Genomic DNA, 20004 nt, shown 5'->3' with positions numbered 1-20004 from the left:
CCGCGTCAAGTCCTTGTCTGCGCAACGATGGTGATGTTGAGTCAGCACATGATTGTCGAGTACATCCGGTACCGGATCGCCGAACCGCAGCGCGCCGCCTTCGAGCAGGCGTACCTCCGAGCCGCAGGCCCGCTCGGCGCGGCCGAGCAGTGTGTCGACTACGAGCTGGCCCGCTGTACGGAGGACCCCGCCGCCTACGTCCTGCGGATCCGCTGGACCTCCGCCGAGGACCACCTCGGCGGCTTCCGCAAGGGCGAGCACTTCGCCGCCTTCTTCGCCGAGATCAAGCCGTACGTCGAGGCGATCGAGGAGATGCGCCACTACGAGGTGACCGCCGTCGAGGGGAAGGGCGGATCGACCCCGACCCTGTACGAGTGGGCCGGTGGGGCCGCCGCCTTCGACCGGCTGTTCAGCCGCTTCTACGAGCGCGTCGCCGAGGACGAGATCCTCGCCCCGGTGTTCGCCGGGATGGACCCGCACCACGCCGAGCACGTCGCGGCCTGGCTCGGCGAGGTCTTCGGCGGCCCGGCCCGCTACAGCACCGAGCTCGGCGGCCACCGGCACATGGCCTCCCGTCACCTCGGCCGGGGCGTCACCGAGCAGCAGCGCAGCCGCTGGGTCGCCCTGCTGCTGGACACCGCCGACCAGGTCGGCCTGCCGGCCGATCCGGAGTTCCGGGGCGTGCTCGCGTACTACCTGGAGTGGGGCACCCGGATGGCGCTGATCTACTCGGGCCCCAATCCGCCGCCGCTCCCGGAGACCCCGATGCCGCGCTGGGACTGGGGCATCACGCCGCCGTACCGCGGCTAGATCCAGCCCTTCTCCTTGGCCAGCAGGCCGGCCTGGAAGCGGTTGGCCGCGCCGAGCCGGAGCATGATGTCCGCGATGTAGCGGCGGAAGGTGCGCAGCGAGACGCCCATCTCGCGGGCGGCGGCCTCGTCCTTGTCGGTGCGGGTGAGCACGTCGAGGACCCGGCGCTCGATGTCGGAGAGCGGCGGTGCGGCCTGGCCGTCGCCCGCCGCCTCCGCCGTGGGCAGTTCGCGGGCGGCGGCCCAGACCTGGTCGAACCAGGCGACCGTGTTGGCCACTACCCCGGGCTGCCGGACCACCAGGGTGGCCTGCTGGTAGTCGTCGGGGTCGACCGGGACCATGGCGACGCTGCGGTCCCAGATCACCATCCGGCGGATCGCCTGGTCGGTGCAGCGCACCTCGGCGCCGAGCCCGACCAGTTCCCGCAGGTAGGCGACGGTCGCCGGGTCGGCGCGGGCGTCCGGGCCGACCACGGTGCGCCAGCGGATGCCCCGTCTGAGCATCCGCAGGTCGGACTCCCTGGCCTGCGCGATGCTCTCCGGCTGCCACCGGTTGGGCAGCAGCGCCGTCAGCTCGCGGAAGGTGAAGAAGGCCAGCTCGGTGAGCCGTTCGCGGATCGCGTCCACGCCGTCGACCCGTTCGATCTCGCCGACCGGGGTCTCCTCCAGGCCGTGCCGGTGCTCCTCGGCGAGCACCGGGATCACCTTGCGGGCGGCGGCGACCTGGTCGGTGGCGCTCTTCAGCTCGCCGAGCTGACGCTCCACCAGCCACTCCACGGCCACCGTCGGGTCGGAGACCAGCACGGACTGCCGCTCGGACAGCCGGACCAGCCCCATGCCCTGCAGTGCGGCCAGCGCCTCGCCGACCTCCGCCTGGTCAAGACCGAACGCGGCCACCGCCTGCGCCGCCTCGTGCCCCGGATGGCGCAGGAAGTACCGGTACAGCCGCAGGTGTTCGTCGGACACCCCAAGTGCGGTCAAACTCGACATCGCTCCCCCGATCCCCCGGTCGAGACTGGCAACAAGCTGTCACGCGTTGCCTGTTCTGACACTAGATCAAGTCCCGCCCGGCCAGCAGGCTGGGGTCATGTCCAAGATCCTTCCCTCGGCGGCCCACCCGACCGCAGCACCGGCCCACGGCCTCGGCAGAACTCCCGAGGCGGCCGTCCGGCTGACCTCGGTCAGCAAGGTGTACGGCCGCGGCACCGCCGCCGTGCACGCCCTGCGGGGCGTCACCGTCGACATCCCGCGCGGCAGCTTCACCGCCGTGATGGGGCCCTCGGGTTCCGGCAAGAGCACCTTCCTGCACTGCGCGGCGGGCCTGGACCGGCCGACCGAGGGCGCGGTCGCGCTCGGCGGCAGCGAGCTGGGCGGACTGGACGAGACCGCGCTGACCCGGCTGCGCCGCGACCGGATCGGCTTCGTGTTCCAGGCGTTCAACCTGATGCCGTCCCTGACGGTGCTTCAGAACATCACGCTGCCGCTGCTGCTGGCGGGCCGGAAGGCCGACCAGCGGTGGCTGGCGGAGATCGTCGAGCGGGTCGGCCTGACCGGCCGGACCGGCCACCGCCCGGCCGAGCTGTCCGGCGGCCAGCAGCAGCGGGTGGCGATCGCCCGGGCGCTGGTCACCCGGCCCGAGGTGGCGTTCGGCGACGAGCCCACCGGCGCGCTGGACACCATGACGGCCAAGGAGGTGCTCGGCCTGCTCCGGCAGACCGTGGACGAGCTGGGCCAGACGGTCGTGATGGTCACCCACGACCCGGTCGCCGCCGCGTACGCCGACAGCGTGCTGTTCCTCGCCGACGGCGACATCGTGGACGAGATGACCGCGCCGACCGTGGACCGGGTCGCCGACCGGATGAGCCGCCTGGGTGCGTGGGCCTGATGTTCACCCTCGCCCTGAGTACGCTGCGGGCCCGCAAGGGGGCCTTCGTCGGCGCGTTCGTCGCGCTGTTCTGCGCGGCCGTGCTGGTCACCGCGTGTGCCGCGCTGCTGGAGACCGGTCTGCGCGGAAGGATCCCCACCGAGCGGTACGCGGGCACCCCGCTGCTGGTCACCGCGGACCAGGAGGTGCACTGGACCGAGGAGAAGAAGGGCAAGACCAAGGAGAAGGCCAAGCCGCTGACCGAGCGGGCCTGGCTGGACGCGGCCACCGTCGAGCGGCTCGCCACGCTGCCCGGCGTCCGCGCCGCGCTGCCCGAACTCACCTTCCCCGCCCACCTGGTGGCGCCGGACGGCCGGGTCGCGGGCGGTGCGTCCTGGGGCCACTCCTGGGAGTCCGCCGCGCTGACGCCGTTCGAGCTGCGGGCGGGCCGGGCCCCCGCCGCCACGGACGAGGTGGTGCTCGACGCCGCCCTCGGCGTCGCGGTCGGCGGCACCGTCACCGTGCAGTCCACCGCCGCACCCACCGCCTACCGGGTGGTCGGCCTCGCCGCTCCGGCCGACGGCCCGGCGCTTAAGCGCCAGTCCACGCTGTTCTTCAGCACCGCCGAGGCCCGCCGGCTGGCCGGTCACCCCGGTCAGGTGGCCGCGATCGGCCTGCTGACCGCCCCCGGTGCAAACCCGACTGCCGTACGGCGAACGGCGCTTGACGCCCTGTCGGGCAGTACCCTCCAGGTCAGGACCGGCGAGGGCCGGGGCGAGGCCGAGTTCCTGGACGCGGGCAAGGCCCGGGTCAGCCTGGTCACTCTGGGCGCCGCGATGGGCGGCACCTCACTGCTGGTCGCGCTGCTGGTGGTGACCGGGACCTTTGCGCTCTCCATCCAGCAGCGGGCCCGGGAGCTGGCCCTGCTGCGCGCGGTCGGGGCGACGCCCCGTCAGCTCCGCCGGATGGTCGGCCGGGAGGCGCAGGTGGTCGGCCTGCTGGCCGGCGTGCCCGGCGCGTTCGCCGGGCTCGCGCTGGCGCGCTGGATGCACGGTCGCTTCGTCGAGGTCGGTGCGCTGCCGGACACCCTGGAACTGACGCTCAGTGCGTTCCCGCCCTGCCTGGCCGTGCTCGCCACGCTGCTCGCCGCCTGGGGTGCGGCCAGGGTGTCGGCCCGCCGTCCGGCCCGGGTGCACCCGACCGAGGGGCTGGCCGAGGCCGCAATGCCGAAGCCGGGGATCGGGCCGGTCCGGCTGATCGCCGGACTGCTGGTGGCCGCCGGGTACGCGGTGTTGGTGTTCGTCCTCACCGGTCTGCGCACCGAGGCCGCCGCCACCCCGGTGACCTTCCTGTCGGTGATCCTGGCCGCCGCCGCGATCGCCCTGCTGGGCCCGCTGGTCACCCGGGTCGCCACCGCCGTGCTGGGCCGGGTCGGGCAGCTGGTCTCCCCGGCCACCGGCTTCCTGGCCGCGCAGAACACCCGGGCCAACGCCCAGCGGCTGGCCGCCGTGGTGACGCCGCTCAGCCTGGCGGTCGCGATGGCCTCGACCATCCTGTTCACCCAGACCACCGCGAGCCACGCGGCCCGCGAGCAGGCCGTCCAGGGCACGCTGGCCCCGTACGTGCTGGCGGCGGCCGGTCCCGGCGTGCCCGAGGCGGCTGCCGCGGCCGTCCGGCAGGTGCCCGGCGTCACCGCCGTGACCGAGGTGCTCCGCACCACGGTGCGGGCCGGGCAGGACAAGTTCCCCGCCCAGGGCGTCAGTTCGCCGGGCCTGGCCCGCACCCTGGACCCGAAGGTCACCGCCGGATCGCTGGACGCGCTGGCGGACGACACGGTCGCGGTCAGCGAACTGGCCGCGCTCACCAAGGGCGTCGAGGTCGGCGACCGGCTCCCGGTCACCCTCGGGGACGGCACCACCGTGCAGCTCCGGGTGGTCGCGGTCTACCAACGGGGCCTCGGCCACGGCGATCTGACGCTCCCGCACCGGCTGGTCGCCGCCCATGTGGACAACCCGCTGGCCTCCTCGGTGCTGATCGCCGGTACGGCCGACGCCACCGCGCTGCGGGCCGCCGTCCGGGCCTTCCCCGCCGTGCGGGTGCTGGACCGGGACCAGGTGGACGCCGCGCAGCAGGCCAAGGCGGGCACCCAGGCCCAGGTCAACTACGTCGCGATGGGCCTGATCATCGCCTTCACCGGCATCGCCGTGGTCAACACCCTGGTGATGGCGACCGCCGCCCGCCGTCGCGAGTTCGCCATGCTGCGGCTGATCGGCACCACCGGACGCCAGATCAGGGCGATGCTGCGCTGGGAGACCCTGACGGTCGCGCTGCTGGCGGTCGCCCTCGGCACCGCCGTGGCCTACCTGACGCTCGGCGCGTACAGCAGCGGGATGACCGGCTCGGCCACGCCGTACGCCCCGCCGCTGACCTATCTGGCCGTGGTCGGGGTGGCCACCGCGCTCGCCTTCACGGCGACCGCACTGCCGGCCCGGCTGGCCCTGCGGGCCAACGCGGCGGATGCCATCGGCGCCCGGGAGTAGCCGCCGGGGTGACCTCGGGGTGACCGTCCCCAGGCTGTGGACGGTCACCCGTCAGGCGCGCCGCGCCCACTCCTCCCGGAGCAGCCCGAACAGCACCCGGTCGTACCGCTCCCCCGCCACCAGCACGGCGGAGCGGCGGCGGCCCTCCTCCCGGAAGCCGAGCCGGGTGAAGGCGCGGACCGCGCGCTCGTTGCCGCTCCAGGTGTCCAGCTCCAGGCGGTGCGGCCCGTACGTGCCGAACAGGTGGTCGACCACCAGGGCCAGCGCCTCGGAGCCGTGGCCCCGACCCCAGTACTCCCGCTCGCCGATGGTCACGCCCAGTGTGGCGGACCCGCCGTACGGGTCCAGGTCGCGGTAGTCGGCCATGCCGATCACCCGACCGTCCGTCAGGTCCTCGACGGTGAAGACCGCCGACTCGCGCGGCGTCAGCCGCAGCATGGTGTCGAAGCCGAGCCCGACCGCCTCCGCCGTGACCGGCCCGAAGCACGGGTCCCCGGCGGCGGCCAGCCGGACCACCTCGGGGTCGTTGCGCCAGCGCAGGTGGTGCTCCGCGTCCTCGGCGCGCAGCGCCCGCAGCCTGACCAGCTTGCCTTCGAACATGTCCACTCCCCCGCGTCAGGCTGACGGTGTCTCAGCGGCCCTGACGGTACCTGGCGGCGATCACGGAGATCCACAGCATTGCGGCGATCACCCCGACCGCCAGGGTCAGCGTGCCGGCCCGCCCGCCGCCCATCGCCCAGGCGTTGCCGAGCACCAACGCCGTCCCGGCGACCCGGGAGGCGATGGCGAGACCACGGCTCCCGGCCCGGCGGAAGTGCCGGCCCAGCACGTAGCAGGCGGCACCGAGGGCGCCGAAGGCCACCAGACCGGCCAGCATGTGGCCATAGCTGTGCCAGGTCAGCGCGGTCGGCATCCCGTACGGCGTGCCGACCGGGAAGCCGTCGGCCGGGTCCATCACGAACACCCCGGCGGCGATGATCCCGAGGCCACTGAGACGGACCAGCCGGGGCACCCAGGTGCCGCCGGCCGTGCCCCGCATCGCCCGGCGCAGCCCGCTCGCCCCGAGGACGGTGAGGACGCCCGAGACCAGGAAGTTGGTGATCTGGAGCCAGCCGAGCTCACCGTTGCTCAGCGCGCTGAGCGGGTGCCGGGTGAGGTCGAAGCCCTCCCGGGTGGCGGCCTGGGCCAGCGAGACGGCGGCCCAGAGCGGGGACGCCACCACCGCGCAGGTGAGCAGCGAGCGGGTGCTGACGGTGCGGGCGGCGACGGGGAGCTGAACGGTGGTCATGATCGGTCGTTCCTTCCGGAGTTCGGTCTCTCTTCGGTTTCTCGCTGACACGTCGTCCGGGCGATGTGACAGGGAACGCCCGACATTCCCTGTCACATCACCTCGTTCGACGTACCGGCAGAAGCACCGATACGACACCCACTGGAGGCACCCCATGCGCTACCTGATGACCACCAACGCCGACGGCTCCGCTCCCGACGAGACGCTGTTCGCCGAGATGGGCCGGTTCATCGAGGAGCTGACCGCCTCCGGCGTCCTGCTGGCCACCGGCGGCCTCGGGCCGGCGAGCATCCTGGTGAGCTCCTCGGGCGGCGAGATCACGGTGACCGACGGGCCGTTCGCCGAGGCCAAGGAGGCGGTGGCCGGCTTCGCGCTGGTCGAGGTCCGCTCCGAGGAGGAGGCGATCGAGCTGGCCCGCCGGTTCCGCCGGATCGTCGGCGACGGCCAGAGCCGGATCCAGCAGGTCTTCACCGACTGAGGCCGCGTCAGCACCCGTACCGTCAGCACCCGCCCCGGCTCGACAGTGAGCCGGGGCGGGTGTGCTGTCATGGTGCCCGTGCTGGATGCCCGCCGCACGATCGATGCGGTCTGGAAACTCGAGTCGGCGAAGATCATCGCCGGCCTCGCCCGGCTGGTCCGCGACGTCGGCCTGGCCGAGGAGCTGGCCCAGGACGCCCTGGTCGCCGCGCTCGAACAGTGGCCGCGGACCGGCGTCCCGGACAACCCCGGCGCCTGGCTGACCGCGATCGCCAAACGCCGCGCCGTCGACCACATCCGGCGCTCCCAGCTGCAGGTGCGCAAGCAGGAGCAGCTCGCCCACGAGCTGGACCGACAGTCGGACCCCGAGCCCGACGACCTGCTGCGGCTGATGCTGATCTCCTGTCACCCCGTGCTGCCGACCGAGGCCAGGGCCGCCCTGACGCTCCGGCTGCTCGGCGGCCTGACGGCGGAGGAGATCGCCCGCGCCTTCCTGAGCACCGGACCGGCCGTCACCCAGCGGATCGCCGCCGCCAAACGGACGCTGGCCGAGCGGCAGGTCTCCTTCGAACTGCCCGGCGAGGAGGAGCTCGGCGCCCGGCTCTCCTCGGTCCTGGAGGTCATCTACCTGATCTTCAACGAGGGTTACTCGGCGACCTCGGGCGACGACCTGATGCGGCCCGGCCTGTGCCAGGAGGCGCTCCGGCTCGGCCGTCTGCTGGCCGTACTGGCCCCGCGCGAGGCCGAGGTGCACGGCCTGGTCGCGCTGATGGAGGTGCAGGCCTCACGCTCGGCCGCCCGCACCGGCCCGTCCGGCGAACCGGTCCTGCTGCACGAGCAGAACCGGGGCCGCTGGGACCAGTTGCTGATCCGGCGCGGCTTCACCGCGATGCTCCGGGCCCGCGAACTCGGCGGGCCGCCGGGACCGTACGTGCTGCAGGCCGCGATCGCGGTCTGCCACGCCCAGGCCCGCACTGCCGAGGAGACCGACTGGGCGCAGATCGCCGCCCTGTACGGGGCGCTGGCCCGGCTGCTGCCGACCCCGGTGGTGCAGCTGAACCGCGCGGTGGCGGTCGGCATGGCCCGTGGCCCGCAGGCCGGGCTCGACCTGACCGACCCGCTGACCGGCGACCCCGCGCTGCGGGACTACCACCTGCTGCCGAGCGTCCGGGGCGACCTGCTGGCCCGGCTCGGCCGGCCCGCCGAAGCCCGGCTGGAGTTCCAGCGGGCCGCCGCGCTCACCCGGAACGCCGCCGAGCGCGCCTTCCTGCTCCGCCGCGCCGACGCCCTCGCCGTACCCGCCACGACCGGGCCCACCCTCGGTTCGGCCACTCGCGCCTTCCTGGCCGACGCCGGGCTGGACGCCGCGACGGTCCGTTCGTACGGACAGACCCTGGGCCGGCTCGGCCTGGCCCTCGGCGAAGGGCTGCCGCTGGCCGAGCTGACGGCCGATCAGGTGGCCGAGGTGTTCGCGACCGCCTGGGGCGGTGCGGCCGCCCGGACCTGGAACCGGCACCGCGCGGCCGTCCGCTCCTTCGCCACCTGGGCCGAACTGCCGGAGCCCGCCGCCCGGTTGGAGCGCCGCGCCGAACCCCGCAGCACCACCACACCGCTCGCCCCCGGCCGGCTGGACGCCCTCTGCGCCCGGCCGGGCCTGGCCCTGCGCGAGCAGACCCTGTGGCGCCTGCTGAACGAGTCGGGCGCCGGAGTACGCGCCGCGCTCGCCCTGAACGTCGAGGACCTCGACCTGGACGACCGCACCGCCACCCCCGGCATCACCTGGCGCTCCGGCACCGCCCGCCTGCTCCCCCACCTCCTGGTCGGCCGCACCCGGGGCCCGCTCTTCCTCACCGACCGCCGCCCCGGCCCGGCCCGCACTCCCACCGCCGACCTCTGCCCGGAAACCGGCCGGGCCCGCCTCTCGTACGAGCGCGCCGAATACCTCTTCAAACAGGCCAGCGCCGGCCTCACCCTGCGCCAGCTCAAACCTCGACGCTGAGCCGGGCAGCCCTGCGTGCTTCGCTCAGAGCGCCGCGACGCCCAGGGCCAGCACGGCTGCCGAGACGACCAGCACCACTGCGGCCGGGGGCGTCCCCTTGAGGTCTCCCTTGCGCAGGTGGGCGCCGACCGCGCCGACGAAATAGAGGACGACGCCGACGGCGGCCGCCACCCCGAGCGGCCCGACCCAGATCCCGGCCACCAGGCCGAGCGCGCCCGCGATCTCGCAGGCGGCCAGCAGCGGCAGCCAACTGAGCGGCACGCCGATCTCGGTGAAACTCGCCACCATCTTCTCGTCGCGCCGCAGCTTGCCCGAGGCCGAAGCCAGCAGGAGCAGCGCGAGCAGGGACGCGGTAACGGCATAGGCGATGAACACGACGGGCCTCCGGACGGACGGATCGCGGACTGATGTCGTGGAGGCTAGCAGATAGTTGATACCTATCAACCATTGAATGCAATTGACGATTTCCGCCCCGGTAGGGTTGACGGCGTGATGGAGGAGCTTCCCGTACTGACCCTGGCCTTCCAAGGCCACTCCGCCGGCGTACGGGTCAGGAAGGCGATGGCGGAGCACGGGCTGAAGCCCGGACACGGGCACGTCCTGATGGTGCTCCAGGACGAGGGCGCAGTCGGCCAGCACTTCCTGACCGAAACCCTCGGCGTGGACAAGAGCGTGATCGTCGCCCTGCTCAACGACCTCGAACGCGACGGCCTGGCCGAACGCCGCCGCGACCCCGCCGACCGCCGCCGCCACATCGTCGAGATCTCCCCTCGCGGCAGCACCCTGGTCACCGAACTCCACCGCACCGTCGAAGCCGTCCAGGCCGACCTCTTCCGCGACCTCACCCCGGCCGAGATCGCCACCCTCAAATCCGTCCTCCCCCGCCTCCGCACCACCCCGGACGCCGGCACCCCCTGCGACGGCCAGGACTGACCGACCGTCACCCCCGGGCGGCAGCCCGCTCGGTGATCAGGGCGGCGAAGCCGTCGAGGACCCGGGCCAGGCCGAACTCGTAGGCGTGGTCGGCACTGTAGGCACCCTGGTGGGCCTCGCCCGCGGCCGAGCCGATCCGGGTGGCCAGGGGGAAGCGTTCGGGGTCGAAGACCCGGGCCAGGATCGGGGCGTTGGCCTCCCACCAGTCGGCGTCGGACATCGCGCTGTCGGCTGCCGCGGCCTGCGTCTCCAGGGCGGTCCGGGCGGTGGACCGGACGAAGCCCAGCAGGTGGGTGAGGGCGGCGTCGATGTCCAGGTCGGGGAGGCCGAGGCCGTCGAAGGCGCTCAGCTCGTGCTCGTACTTGGCGATCAGCCCGGGGCCGAGCGGCGGCCGGGTGGCGGGCAGCGCGGCCACCCAGGGGTGGGCGAGATAGAGCGCCCGGTTGGCCTCGGCGACGGCGGTCACCCGCTCGCGCCATGGCGCGTCGGCGGTCACCGAGCGGGGCATCCACTGGAAGAGCGTGTCGAGCATCAGGTCGAGCAGCTCGGCCTTGCCGGGCACGTACGTGTAGAGCGTCATCGGCGTCACACCGAGCTGCTGGGCGACCCGTCGCATCGAGACGGCGTCCAGGCCGTCGGCGTCGGCGAGTTCGAGGGCGGCCTGCACCACCGCGTCCACGGTGAGCCCCTGCCGGGGGCCGCGCCCGGCGGCCGGCGGCCGACCTGGCTCGCGCCAGAGCAGCGCGAGGGTGCGGGAGGGGTCGCCTGCGCTGCTTCGGTCCTTGGCCATGGCCCCATCCTCTCCTGTCCGGACGGCTGGGAATAAACCCCTGGCACTATCGTTGTACGCCGTATAGCGTACGCCGTACAGAGTTTGCCGACCAAGGAGCCCCATGCAGATCACCGCCGCCGCCATCTCGCTCACCGTCGACCGGGTCGAGCCCTCCGCCACCTTCCTGACCAGCCACTTCGGCTTCCAGGAGACGATGGCCGCCGACGGCTTCGCCTCGCTCGCCCGGGAGGGCGCCCCCAACGTGGTCTTCCTGCGGCGCGGGCTGGAGGTGCTGCCGGAGGGCTTCCGGGACCAGCACGCCGCCGGGGTGATCCTGGCCTTCGTGGTGACCGACCTGGCCGCCGAGTACGCCCGCCTCCGGGCCGAAGGCGTGCCGATCACCATGGAGCTGCGCGAGGAGCCCTGGGGCGAGCGCCTGTTCCAGGTCACCGACCCCAACGGCGTGACCGTCCAGCTCGTCGAGTGGGCCACCGCCGAATAGCACCGCCCCACACATCAGGCGGTCCACGTCGTCGTCCGACGCGGACCGCCCACGACCACGGCACCTCACCCGCCCCGCCGGGCTCAGTACCCCACCGGCTCCCGTCGGTAGCGGTCATCGTCGGCCAGTTCGCCCAGGTCGTGTGGGCTGGGCGGCTCGGCGTTCGGACGGCTCTGGCGCCTGAACTTGGCGGCCAAGGCCTCGATCTCGGCGTCCACCTCGGCCTCTCGACTGGCCTGCTTGTCCAGGTCGGCCTGGTCGAGCGCGGCCAGGCGCTGTCGCTCCTGGTAGCGCAGCTGGGAGAGGCGGACTTTGGTGTCCGACATGCCGAGAGTCTCCTCAAGCTCCTTCCGAGCCTCGTGCAGCGTCTCGTCGGCCGCCAACTGCCGGGCCAGTCGCCGGTCGTAGGCAGTGGTGCCGCTCATCACCTTGACCAGGACAGGCAGGCAGTCCAGCACGATCAGCACCAGCCGGGCCAGCCACTCGGTCAGCCCAACCACCCAATTGCGGTCTGCCAGCCGGTCCAGTGCCGCCACCTCGTCCAGCAGGTCGATCCGGCCCTGGGTGGCCTTCCGCTCGGCGACCGCCCGCTCGATCTCCTTGTTCAGCGCCTCGGTGTACGTCCGAGCGGCCGCGCTCTCCTCGCTCGCGTACCGGGCGAGCTCTCCGGCCGCCTGGTCCAGCAGGACCTGCTGCTGGGCGAGGAGAGCCGTCGTACCCTCCAACTCCCTACGGTCCTGAAGGCAGTTGAGGCCGATCCCGGCTCGCCCCGTGGTGCCCTGACGGGAGGCGCCAGTGCACTCGTCGTGAGCCAGCGTCTGCTGATCCCGCATCAGCTTCCCGAGCCGGTCCACGTCACTGCCGAGCCGGTCCCGGGCTGCTTTGGCGTCGCCGTGGCGCTGCTTGGCCGCCGCCCGGGTGTCGGGGACAGAGACCGGGTTGTCCCGGCACTCCCCCGCCGTGGAGCGCAAACTGTCGAGCGGGTTGCAACGGTGCAGCAGGTCCTCGTAGTTGCCCACCGTGGCGATCCGGTGCTCCTTGACCTCCTGATGGATGGCCGGCTCGAATACCCGCAGGATCAGCGGTTCCGCGATGAAGAGCCCGAGCAGGACGGAGAGCGCCAGCCGGGGCAGCAACGCGCGCCAGCGCCCGGCTCCGAGCTTGCCGTGCGAACTGGCGATCATCATGCCGTCCAGGCAGACGATCACCCACGACCAGAGCAGCGCCGGGATCAGCAACAGGTACCACGGCGCCCCGAGGAAGCGGTTCATCGCGCTGAGCAGCGAAACCCCGGCGAACAGGCCGGTATTGACGATCACCAGACCCATCCAGGTGTACCGTCGGCGCTCCTCCGGCACCCAGTCCAGGACATCCTCGACCACCCCGGCCACCCGCCGGATCGCCCGGCCCAGACCGCCGCTCGGTGCCGTTGGCCGGAACACCAACTCGGGCTCCGGGTACGCCACGGCAGAAGGGCCGGGATCCGGCCCCGCCACACTCTCGCGCTCCGGGTCCCGCAGCGTTTCCGCAACGCCAACCGACTCCAACTCTGGCCCTGACTCCGATACTTGATCCGACGATGAATCCGTCGACGGCTGCTCAGTCGTCATCGTCGTCCTCCCCCACCGCACTGAACCCAGCCGGCTGATCGGCGTCCGCCGCCGCCAGCTCGGCCGGCTCCTCCCCGCTCCCGATCGCCTGCGAGGCACCCAACTTGTCCAACATCCGCTCGACGTCCACGAAGGTCTGGTCCCCGTGGCCACGCTTGATCAGGTCCCGGACCACCTCGAGGGTCGCGGTTCGCTCCCAGGCCCGGTCCGCCCGTTCGTTCGCCTGTTGATCGGCCACCAGCGCGCGGTCCAGCGCCGCCTTCTCCTTCTGGTCCAGCCTGATCCGGTCCTCCAGCTCGGCCCGGCGGTGTCGCTTGACCTCGATCCGCTCCCGCTGGACCTCCCACTGACGGTCCTGCCGCCGCAAGCGGTCCTCCCGGTCGAGTGCCCTGCGCTCCTGCTGTTCCTGCTGCCTGAGTTCGTCCCGGCGCAGCAACTGGTCCCGCAGTTCGGCGGCCGTCATCTGGCCACTGGCTTCCACCCAGTAGGCCGCCGCGTCCGGGTCGTCCCCGATGACCTCTGCCGTCCGGATCGCCTCCCGACGGGCGAACTCCCGGGCCTCCCGGGCGAGCATCTGCTGGTGCTCCTGGCTCTCCAGGTCCTGCCCTCGCTCGTGGGTGCGCTGGTGGTTCTGCCGCAGCTGGTCCTGGCGCTGCCGGGTGAAGTCGAGCTGGTGGTTGTAGGTGAGCTTCTCGGTCGCCAGGACGTTGCTCCGCCCCTGGTCCCGACGCTGCTTCTCGAAGCCGATCAGCTCCTCCGGCTCCATCACCTGGACGCTCGCGTACGCCACCGCCAGCCCGGGGACCTGTGGCGGAGTGACCGCGGTGTACGCCATCACCTGCGCGTTGACGCTCCGTCGGAACTCGGAGATGTCGGCAATCCGGAAGTCGAGCCCGAGCTCGAAGAACCGCTTGTGCCGCCGCAGGTAGGCCAACAGCACCCGCTCCGCGTCGTCCTGGCCCTCCTGCACCACCATCGCCGCGTCCATCACCGAGCAGTTGAACGTGACGTCCACGGTGAACTCGGCCGCCTCGGCGGACGGGATGGTCAGCCGGGCGGTCACCAGGACGTTCCGGCTCAGGTCCACGACGCTGACGTGGGTGGCGTTCACCAGTTGCTCGTCGTGCAGCTGCCGACGGCCGGTGTCCAGGACGTGCCGTCCCTCGACCCGGAACACCAACACCTCATGGGCCGCCACGGGGGGCAGCTCGTCCGCCGTCCGCCGCCTGGTACCGAGCCCGAACGGCCCGCGCTTGGGCGGCTCAGCCAGCGGTCGCTGGTGCACCACCGGGTAGGGCTTGCTCATGTTCCGTCCTCCGTGGCCGGGCGGCCGTGGTCATGTTCCACCGCCGCTAGCAGTACATCGATCAGTTCATCAGGACCCGGCCGACGCCGAGAAGTGTCGACCAGTCGGGCCAACTCGTCGCGAAAGGGGCCCAGTTCACGCTCAGGAAGCGCCCGGGCCAACCCCTGGCCCAGCCGGCTCGCCTCCTCCTTCGCGGTCGCCGAGTCCAGACCGGCCAGCGCGTTCACCACCGCCGTCAACGCCCGTCGGCGGAGCGGACGGTGGCACAACACGAGCGCCCAGAGCCGGGCTACCCGGTCGATCTTGGCCGGGTGTTCGGACAGGTAGCTCATCACCGCCAAGCCGTCCGTCCGCTCGGCCGGGGCCGACACCACCGCCAGCACTGTGCCGAGCAGCAGCTCGGGAAGCCGGCGGCCGTGGGCGCTCCGCATCCGCTCCAGGTTGGCCAGCACCACACCGGCCGACTTGCCCTCGGCGGTGAGCATCGCGAACAACTGAGCCAGCGCCTGCTGGGCCGGCCCGCGCAACCGAGCGTCGGTCTCCACCATGCCGAGCAGCCGTCCGGCCGCCTCGTGCGGATAGCGCAGGCCGAGTTCGCCGGTGAAGGCGACAGCCGCAGCCCAACGGCGGCCCTGGCTCGGGTCGGTGGCCCATTCCTCGGCCACGCTCAGGGCGACCGGGGCGAGCGTGTCGTCCAGTCGGCACATCAGCCACAGGGTGAGCACGGCGGTCTGCTGCCCCGCCCAGCCCAACTGCCCGGCCGACCAGGGCCGCAGGCAGGACTGCTCGACCTCGTACACGTCGAGCCGGGCCAGCTCGGCCAACCCAGCTGCCACCGCCGCCCGGACCTGCGGGTCGGCGCCCGGCCTACTGCGCACCCGCCCGCCGAGCCAGTTGGTGACGCCCCGCCAGAACGAGACGTCGTAGCGATCGTTGAGCTCGGCCAGCACCCGCTCGCGGTAGACCCGCTCCCGGAAGACCACCACCGTCCTGGTCCGGACCCCGTCGGAGAGCCGCTCATGACGGGTCAGTCCATCCGGACGGGCCCGGGCAGCCCTGCTGGCCGGAAGTACGGGTGCCACCGGCTCGTCCGGGTCGGCCTCCTCTGCCGAGGCCAGGGAGGGCACCGACTCCGCCATTCGGCGGGCCAGTTCGGCCAGCCCGTGTTCGTACTCCTGGGTGCTGGTCCCCTCGGTGAAGGCCAGGGCCGTCACCTCCAGCACCTCGGCCGGCGGCGGTGCCGCCTCGAACCATTCCGCCACGGTGGCGGACGCGGCGAGCGAGAACTGCTCCAGCGCGGCAGCCGCCCCCGCGCCGGCCGCCAGCCGCCGGGCCACCTCGCGCAAGTCCTGCGGACGGAAGTCGGACGGCACCCCGGCAAGCACCGCCTCGATCTCGCTGGCGGCCACGTCCGCGTCCCCCAGAGCTGCGAGCAGCAACCATCGGGGCTCCGGCCGCTCCCAGGGCACCCGCCAGGGTGAGCCCGGGGTCTGCTGGGCCGAGGTGACCACCAGGTGGGCACCGCAGTCCCGGACCGTCGTCCTGACCCGGCGCCAGAGGTGCTCGGAGTCCTCGGTCGACGTACCGTCGGTGAGCCGACCGGACAGCACGTAGCCGCAGCCCCGCTTGTAGTCGCGCCCCGCGAGTTGCCTGAGGGAGAGGGTCGGGCGGAGCAAGTAGACCGGCCCCTCCAGGAGTTCGTCCAGCAGGACAATCGCAGCCGCCCGCCGACCCGTCCCGGCCGGTCCCCAGAGCTCGACCACCTGGTGCTTCTCCAGCTTCGCGAGCGCCCGGTCGTACGGCTCCGGCCGGGCGAACCCGGTGGTGGCCTCGGCGAGGTCCTCCTCGGTCAGCCGTCCGGTGTCGGCGCCTCGCCGCTGGAGCTGGCTCGGCGGCCGATCGGCTCCGGCGGAGCCGTCGCCGAACGTGCTGTTCCGTGCGTCGACCGGCCCGGCAAAAACCTGGAACACCTGGGTGAGCTTGGCGAGTTGATCGGCCGCCTCGCCTTCGGGCGGCAGCCCTTCATCCGCCATCGGGTCCTTGGCCGGGTCCGGCTCGGACTCCTCCATGGCCGACTCCGGCTCCTCCTCCGCACTCACCTCGGCACCCCGTGATTGTTGACCGTCCCCACGCCGAACACCGAACCCGGCGCGTGGACCGGCCCGTTCAGCACGATCCCAGCAGGCGCCGGGCGCGCTGCCGACTCGGGAACGGGTGCGACGGGAACGGATGCCGTCGCACCGAGGTCCAGTGCATGGGTGTTCGCCCCGGGCACCCGTAGCCAGGCGGTGACCTGACGCTCCTTCTTCTCCACCGCCACTTGCCGGAACTCCTTCGGCGAGAGCTTGGTGAGCCGCTGGAGCACGGTGTCGGTGTACACCTGCTCGGAGAGAATCACCGCCAGGCAGGACTCCGGCGCCGCGATCAGCGCCTGCCTGAGCGGGTCGCTGTCCACCAGCCGGCTCACCAGCACCACTCCGTGGCCGGCATAGCCGTTGTCGGCCGGGTGGGCCGTGCCGAAGTGGACGGCCAGTCGCAGCCGGAGCCAGTGCTCGGTCCGGACCCGGTGATTATGGCGCTCCAGGACGGCTTGTAGTTCGGCCACGTAGTCGTCGACCACCTTTGCCTCGGAGACCCCATCCGGCAGAATGGCCAGCTCGCCGTCCCCCGCCCCCTGCCTGATCCAGGCCGTACGGTCGAATCCGACCGCCTCCGCCGCTTCGTCGAGTATCCGGACCAGGGCCCGCTGGATGTCGAACTGGGACCGCTCGTCCTCCTGCCCGTAGCCCTTGACGTCAGCGGAGAGCAGCAGCCGACGGGGACCTCCTTGAAACCTGCTCAACTCCGTTCAGCCTTCCTTGCGGTGGTGTACGTGGTGAGTCGCCAGTGTGGAGCGCGGGGGCAGCAGACATCCCGGATCGATACGGATTCCCCCCGGTCGATCGCGCTCTGAGCGAGTGACCATGCTCACACAGCGGATCACGGATTCGTCCGGGGTCTCCATTTCGTTACCGAGTTCCCATGGAGATACGAACATCCGAACCAAGGGGGGGCTTTGACGGATCGTCAAATCGACATGGAGTCACATCCGGAGCCGTCCGCGCTCACTGTCGCGCTCAGCGCCCTGACCGCGTTCCAGGGGTACGTGCAGCAGGCCGACAGCAAGGTCAACACCTTGCTGGTGGTGCACACCGGCGGAGTGGTCGCGGTGGTCAGCGCGCTCGCGGGGCGCGACGCACCGGTGCGCTTCCCGCTGCCGACCCTGTTGGTGATGGCCGGGTTCGCGATCGCCTTCCTGCTCTCCGGCTTCCACGTCCTGCAGGCGCTGCGGCCCAGGCTCGATCCACCCGTCCCACCCAGTCGGTTCGCCATCACCGGGATCAACCATCTCGGCCTGGGTCACGCCACCGGCGTCGATCCGGCCGCCCAACGCATCGAGGCCTGGGCGATGGCCCAACTGCTGGCGCAGATAGCCTTGGTGAAGAACCAGCACCTGGCCAGGGCCACCCCTTGGACAGCCGCGATGCTGGTCCTGGGGGTGGGCGCGGCGCTGCTCCGCTCCTGGTGACCTCAGCCCTGGTCGTCCGCGTATCCACGCAGCGCGGCCAGGTCGAGCACCGTGACGCTCCGGTACTGCGACCGCACCAGTCCAGCGGCCTTGAGCCGGTGCATGGCCCGGCCGACCGCGTCGGTACCGGCGCCGATCAGGCGGCCCAGTTCCGGCTGCGACAGCTCCACCCCGATGGTGTGGCTGGTACCGACGGCCTGGCCGTGCAGCTCCACCAGCTCGACCAGGACCCGGGAGAGCCGTCCGGCCACGTCGAAGGCGGCGAAGTCGAGCCGCCGCCGGTTGGCCGAGTTGAGCCGGTCGTTGACCACCTCGGTGACGGCCCGCCAGGCGCCCGGATGCTCGGCGAGGAAGGCCAGGAACCGTTCGCTGGTCACCTGACCGACCAGGACGGCGCTGCAGGCCGTCACGGTGGCCGACCGCTGCCCGTGGGCGATCGCCGCCTGCTCGCCCACCAGGTCGCCGCTGACCCGGATGCCGAGCAGGCCCTCGGCCCCGTTCTCCAGTGTGGCGGTCACCTTGGCGCAGGCCACCGCATCGCGGTCGACCGGCTGCAGCAGGCAGACGTGGGTGTCCCGGTCACCCTGCCGCAGGATCACCTCGCCGGGCTCGTACCGCACCTGCCGCGCCAGCCCGAGCAGGTGCGCGGCCTGCTCCTGGGGCAGCTTCGCCAGGAACGAGTTGCGTGCCCACACCGTCTGATCCGTCATAGCTCGCATTGAACCCCCCGCACAGCCCGAGGTGAAGCCCTGCGGAGTGCCGTCCGGCCCGGCCTGCTCCGCGCGCCTAGGCTTCGGCCATGGCTACCGAAATCCACCTGGCACAGCAGGACGAGGCGGACGAACTGCTCGGGCGCAGCCCGTTGGCGGCGCTGGTCGGCATGCTGCTGGATCAGCAGATCCCGATGGAGTGGGCGTTCACCGGGCCGCGGACGATCCTGGACCGGATCGGCGGGGACGATCTCGACGCGCACCGGATCGCCGCGTACGACCCCGAGGAGTTCGCCACGCTGGTGTCGGAGAAGCCGGCCGTGCACCGGTATCCGGGGTCGATGGCGAAGCGGGTGCAGCAGCTGTGCCAGTTCCTGGTGGCGGAGTACGGCGGGGAGGCGGCGGCGGTCTGGGCGGGGGTGGCGACCGGGGCCGAGCTGTTGAAGCGGCTGGAGGCGCTGCCGGGGTTCGGCAAGCAGAAGTCGCAGATCTTCCTGGCGCTGCTGGGCAAGCAGTACGGGGTCCGGCCGAAGGGCTGGCGGGAGGCCGCTGGGGCGTACGGAGAGCAGGGCAGCTACCGCTCGGTGGCGGACATCACCGGGCCCGAGTCGCTGGTGAAGGTGCGGGCGCACAAACAGGAGATGAAGCAGGCGGCGAAGGCGGAGAAGGCCGCGAAGCTCAAGTGAGCCGCTCGTACGGGTAGTGGTCGCGGATGTGCTGGTGGAAGTGGCGGCCGAGACTCGGCGCGGCCAGCAGCGAGCGGTGCACCTCCGGCGGCACGCCCAGGTAGCGGTAGACCGAGCCGCTGTGGAACTCGAGCTCGAGCGTCGTGCCCTGGTGGCCGACGGAGCGTAGGCAGCTGGATTCCACCCGTTGACGGTTCATGGCGTCTCCGCACCTTCATGGTACGTACGGAATACTGACGGTATGTCACCGATGACCGACGCAGGCCGACGTCTGCTCGCCGACCTGCTCGTGGTGGGCCGGACGTACCCGCTGGTGCTCGGCGGCGACTGCGCCGCGCGGGCGCACGGGCTGCGGGAGCGGCCGGTGCGCACGGTGGAGCTGGCCACCGAGAGCCCCGTGCCGCTGGCGGAGCTGACCGGGGCGGTGGCCGACGGGCTGGCGCGGCGGGGCTGGTCGGTCCAGGTGCTGGTGGGTGATCCGCTGGTGTCGGCGCTGACGGCGACCGATCCGGGGGCGGCCGAGGAGTACGGGGTGGAGCTCCGGAAGGAGACCTTCTGGCAGCGGCCGGTACAGGGCCCGGACGGTCCGGTGCTGGCGCTGGAGGACCTGGCGGGGACGGAGGTCCGGGCGCTGGCGGACCGGGGACTGGCCAGGGACCTGGTGGATCTGTACGCCGTCTCGGACCGCTGGTCCTACCCGGAGCTGGAGACCCTCGGCCGGCACCACACCGGCCCGGACGGTCTTGACCTGACGGAGCTGCAGGCCCGGCTGAGCGGCGCGGACTGGATCGACGACGCGAGCTTCACCGCGCTGGGGCTGACGCCCGCACAGGTACCGGCGCTGCGCGGCTGGGCCCAGGGCTGGGTCGACGACCTCGCCGAGCGGCTGATGGAGGCGACGGAGCCGACCGATCCCGAGGACCGGCCGACTCCCTAGGGG

21 protein-coding genes are annotated in these 20004 nt (G+C 72.4%); 10 read left to right on the top strand and 11 right to left on the bottom strand.

What is annotated here, in order from left to right:
- Window positions 1-48: 48 nt before the first annotated feature.
- On the top strand, window positions 49-810 hold the full coding sequence (locus F4556_RS18530; protein WP_184917233.1) for a group II truncated hemoglobin: 762 nt from the start codon (window positions 49-51) through the stop codon (window positions 808-810).
- Here the strand turns inward: F4556_RS18530 and F4556_RS18525 are convergent.
- The gene (locus F4556_RS18525; protein WP_184917230.1) at window positions 807-1775 is read right to left on the bottom strand and encodes a helix-turn-helix domain-containing protein; all 969 of its coding nucleotides are present in this window, start codon (window positions 1773-1775) and stop codon (window positions 807-809) included. The genes F4556_RS18530 and F4556_RS18525 overlap by 4 nt on opposite strands.
- Before the next feature lie 121 nt (window positions 1776-1896).
- Between F4556_RS18525 and F4556_RS18520 the strand changes: the two genes are divergently transcribed.
- Together F4556_RS18520 and F4556_RS18515 are read left to right on the top strand one after the other, a co-directional pair.
- Entirely contained in the window at window positions 1897-2694 is a 798-nt protein-coding gene (locus tag F4556_RS18520) for an ABC transporter ATP-binding protein (protein WP_184917227.1), read from the top strand.
- Entirely contained in the window at window positions 2694-5213 is a 2520-nt protein-coding gene (locus tag F4556_RS18515; protein ID WP_184917225.1) for an ABC transporter permease, read from the top strand. Before F4556_RS18520 ends, F4556_RS18515 begins: the two co-directional genes overlap by 1 nt.
- A gap of 51 nt (window positions 5214-5264) precedes the next feature.
- Here F4556_RS18515 and F4556_RS18510 read toward each other — a convergent pair whose 3' ends face one another.
- Both F4556_RS18510 and F4556_RS18505 read right to left on the bottom strand, forming a co-directional pair.
- Window positions 5265-5813: a GNAT family N-acetyltransferase gene (locus tag F4556_RS18510; protein WP_184917222.1), complete on the bottom strand. Its 549-nt coding sequence runs from the start codon at window positions 5811-5813 to the stop codon at window positions 5265-5267.
- Window positions 5814-5844: 31 nt separating this feature from the next.
- Window positions 5845-6501 carry a DUF998 domain-containing protein gene (locus tag F4556_RS18505; RefSeq protein ID WP_184917219.1) on the bottom strand — a complete coding sequence of 219 codons (657 nt, stop codon included), beginning with the start codon at window positions 6499-6501 and terminating at the stop codon, window positions 5845-5847.
- Between the two features lie 154 nt (window positions 6502-6655).
- Here F4556_RS18505 and F4556_RS18500 point away from each other — a divergent pair, with 154 nt between their 5' ends.
- Entirely contained in the window at window positions 6656-6979 is a 324-nt protein-coding gene (locus tag F4556_RS18500) for a YciI family protein (RefSeq protein ID WP_184917216.1), read from the top strand.
- Between the two features lie 69 nt (window positions 6980-7048).
- Window positions 7049-8977, top strand: coding sequence for a DUF6596 domain-containing protein (locus tag F4556_RS18495; protein WP_221503643.1), 1929 nt, complete (start codon window positions 7049-7051; stop codon window positions 8975-8977).
- A gap of 24 nt (window positions 8978-9001) precedes the next feature.
- Here the strand turns inward: F4556_RS18495 and F4556_RS18490 are convergent, their stop codons facing one another.
- Window positions 9002-9352: a DoxX family protein gene (locus F4556_RS18490; protein ID WP_184917213.1), complete on the bottom strand. Its 351-nt coding sequence runs from the start codon at window positions 9350-9352 to the stop codon at window positions 9002-9004.
- Window positions 9353-9469: 117 nt separating this feature from the next.
- On the opposite strand from F4556_RS18490, the gene F4556_RS18485 reads away from it, so the two are divergent.
- Complete coding sequence (locus F4556_RS18485; RefSeq protein WP_246511634.1) at window positions 9470-9910, top strand: MarR family winged helix-turn-helix transcriptional regulator; 441 nt, start codon at window positions 9470-9472, stop codon at window positions 9908-9910.
- Between the two features lie 7 nt (window positions 9911-9917).
- On the opposite strand, the gene F4556_RS18480 is transcribed toward F4556_RS18485, so the two are convergent.
- Window positions 9918-10700: a TetR/AcrR family transcriptional regulator gene (locus F4556_RS18480; protein WP_184917207.1), complete on the bottom strand. Its 783-nt coding sequence runs from the start codon at window positions 10698-10700 to the stop codon at window positions 9918-9920.
- A 103-nt stretch (window positions 10701-10803) separates the two neighbouring features.
- Here F4556_RS18480 and F4556_RS18475 point away from each other — a divergent pair, with 103 nt between their 5' ends.
- Window positions 10804-11184, top strand: a complete 381-nt coding sequence (locus tag F4556_RS18475) for a VOC family protein (protein WP_184917204.1) — start codon at window positions 10804-10806, stop codon at window positions 11182-11184.
- Window positions 11185-11267: 83 nt separating this feature from the next.
- Here F4556_RS18475 and F4556_RS18470 read toward each other — a convergent pair whose 3' ends face one another.
- The 4 genes from F4556_RS18470 to F4556_RS18455 form a co-directional block, all read right to left on the bottom strand.
- Window positions 11268-12650, bottom strand: a complete 1383-nt coding sequence (locus F4556_RS18470; protein ID WP_184917201.1) for a DUF4407 domain-containing protein — start codon at window positions 12648-12650, stop codon at window positions 11268-11270.
- A gap of 133 nt (window positions 12651-12783) precedes the next feature.
- Window positions 12784-14100 (bottom strand): coiled-coil domain-containing protein, encoded by a 1317-nt coding sequence (locus F4556_RS18465; RefSeq protein ID WP_184917198.1) that lies wholly within the window; start codon window positions 14098-14100, stop codon window positions 12784-12786.
- Window positions 14097-16199 carry a hypothetical protein gene (locus F4556_RS18460; RefSeq protein WP_184917195.1) on the bottom strand — a complete coding sequence of 701 codons (2103 nt, stop codon included), beginning with the start codon at window positions 16197-16199 and terminating at the stop codon, window positions 14097-14099. The genes F4556_RS18465 and F4556_RS18460 overlap by 4 nt, the downstream gene beginning before the upstream one ends.
- On the bottom strand, window positions 16196-16942 hold the full coding sequence (locus F4556_RS18455; protein ID WP_221503642.1) for a hypothetical protein: 747 nt from the start codon (window positions 16940-16942) through the stop codon (window positions 16196-16198). Before F4556_RS18455 ends, F4556_RS18460 begins: the two co-directional genes overlap by 4 nt.
- A 213-nt stretch (window positions 16943-17155) precedes the next feature.
- Here F4556_RS18455 and F4556_RS18450 point away from each other — a divergent pair, with 213 nt between their 5' ends.
- Window positions 17156-17668: a Pycsar system effector family protein gene (locus tag F4556_RS18450; protein WP_184917192.1), complete on the top strand. Its 513-nt coding sequence runs from the start codon at window positions 17156-17158 to the stop codon at window positions 17666-17668.
- Window positions 17669-17670: 2 nt separating this feature from the next.
- On the opposite strand, the gene F4556_RS18445 is transcribed toward F4556_RS18450, so the two are convergent.
- Window positions 17671-18378, bottom strand: coding sequence for a Crp/Fnr family transcriptional regulator (locus tag F4556_RS18445; RefSeq protein ID WP_184917189.1), 708 nt, complete (start codon window positions 18376-18378; stop codon window positions 17671-17673).
- An 89-nt stretch (window positions 18379-18467) separates the two neighbouring features.
- Between F4556_RS18445 and F4556_RS18440 the strand changes: the two genes are divergently transcribed.
- A complete protein-coding gene (locus F4556_RS18440) occupies window positions 18468-19064 on the top strand; it encodes an HhH-GPD-type base excision DNA repair protein (protein ID WP_184917186.1) in 597 nt (198 codons plus the stop codon).
- On the opposite strand, the gene F4556_RS18435 is transcribed toward F4556_RS18440, so the two are convergent.
- Window positions 19057-19263 (bottom strand): KTSC domain-containing protein, encoded by a 207-nt coding sequence (locus tag F4556_RS18435; RefSeq protein WP_184917183.1) that lies wholly within the window; start codon window positions 19261-19263, stop codon window positions 19057-19059. The two genes, F4556_RS18440 and F4556_RS18435, sit on opposite strands and share 8 nt — an antisense overlap.
- A gap of 51 nt (window positions 19264-19314) precedes the next feature.
- On the opposite strand from F4556_RS18435, the gene F4556_RS18430 reads away from it, so the two are divergent.
- On the top strand, window positions 19315-20001 hold the full coding sequence (locus F4556_RS18430) for a hypothetical protein (RefSeq protein WP_376775793.1): 687 nt from the start codon (window positions 19315-19317) through the stop codon (window positions 19999-20001).
- The last annotated feature ends 3 nt before the right edge of the window (window positions 20002-20004 follow it).

The sequence above is a fragment of the Kitasatospora gansuensis genome (assembly GCF_014203705.1).
Lineage (GTDB): Bacteria > Actinomycetota > Actinomycetes > Streptomycetales > Streptomycetaceae > Kitasatospora > Kitasatospora gansuensis.
This window is presented reverse-complemented; position numbering and strand designations above follow the sequence as displayed.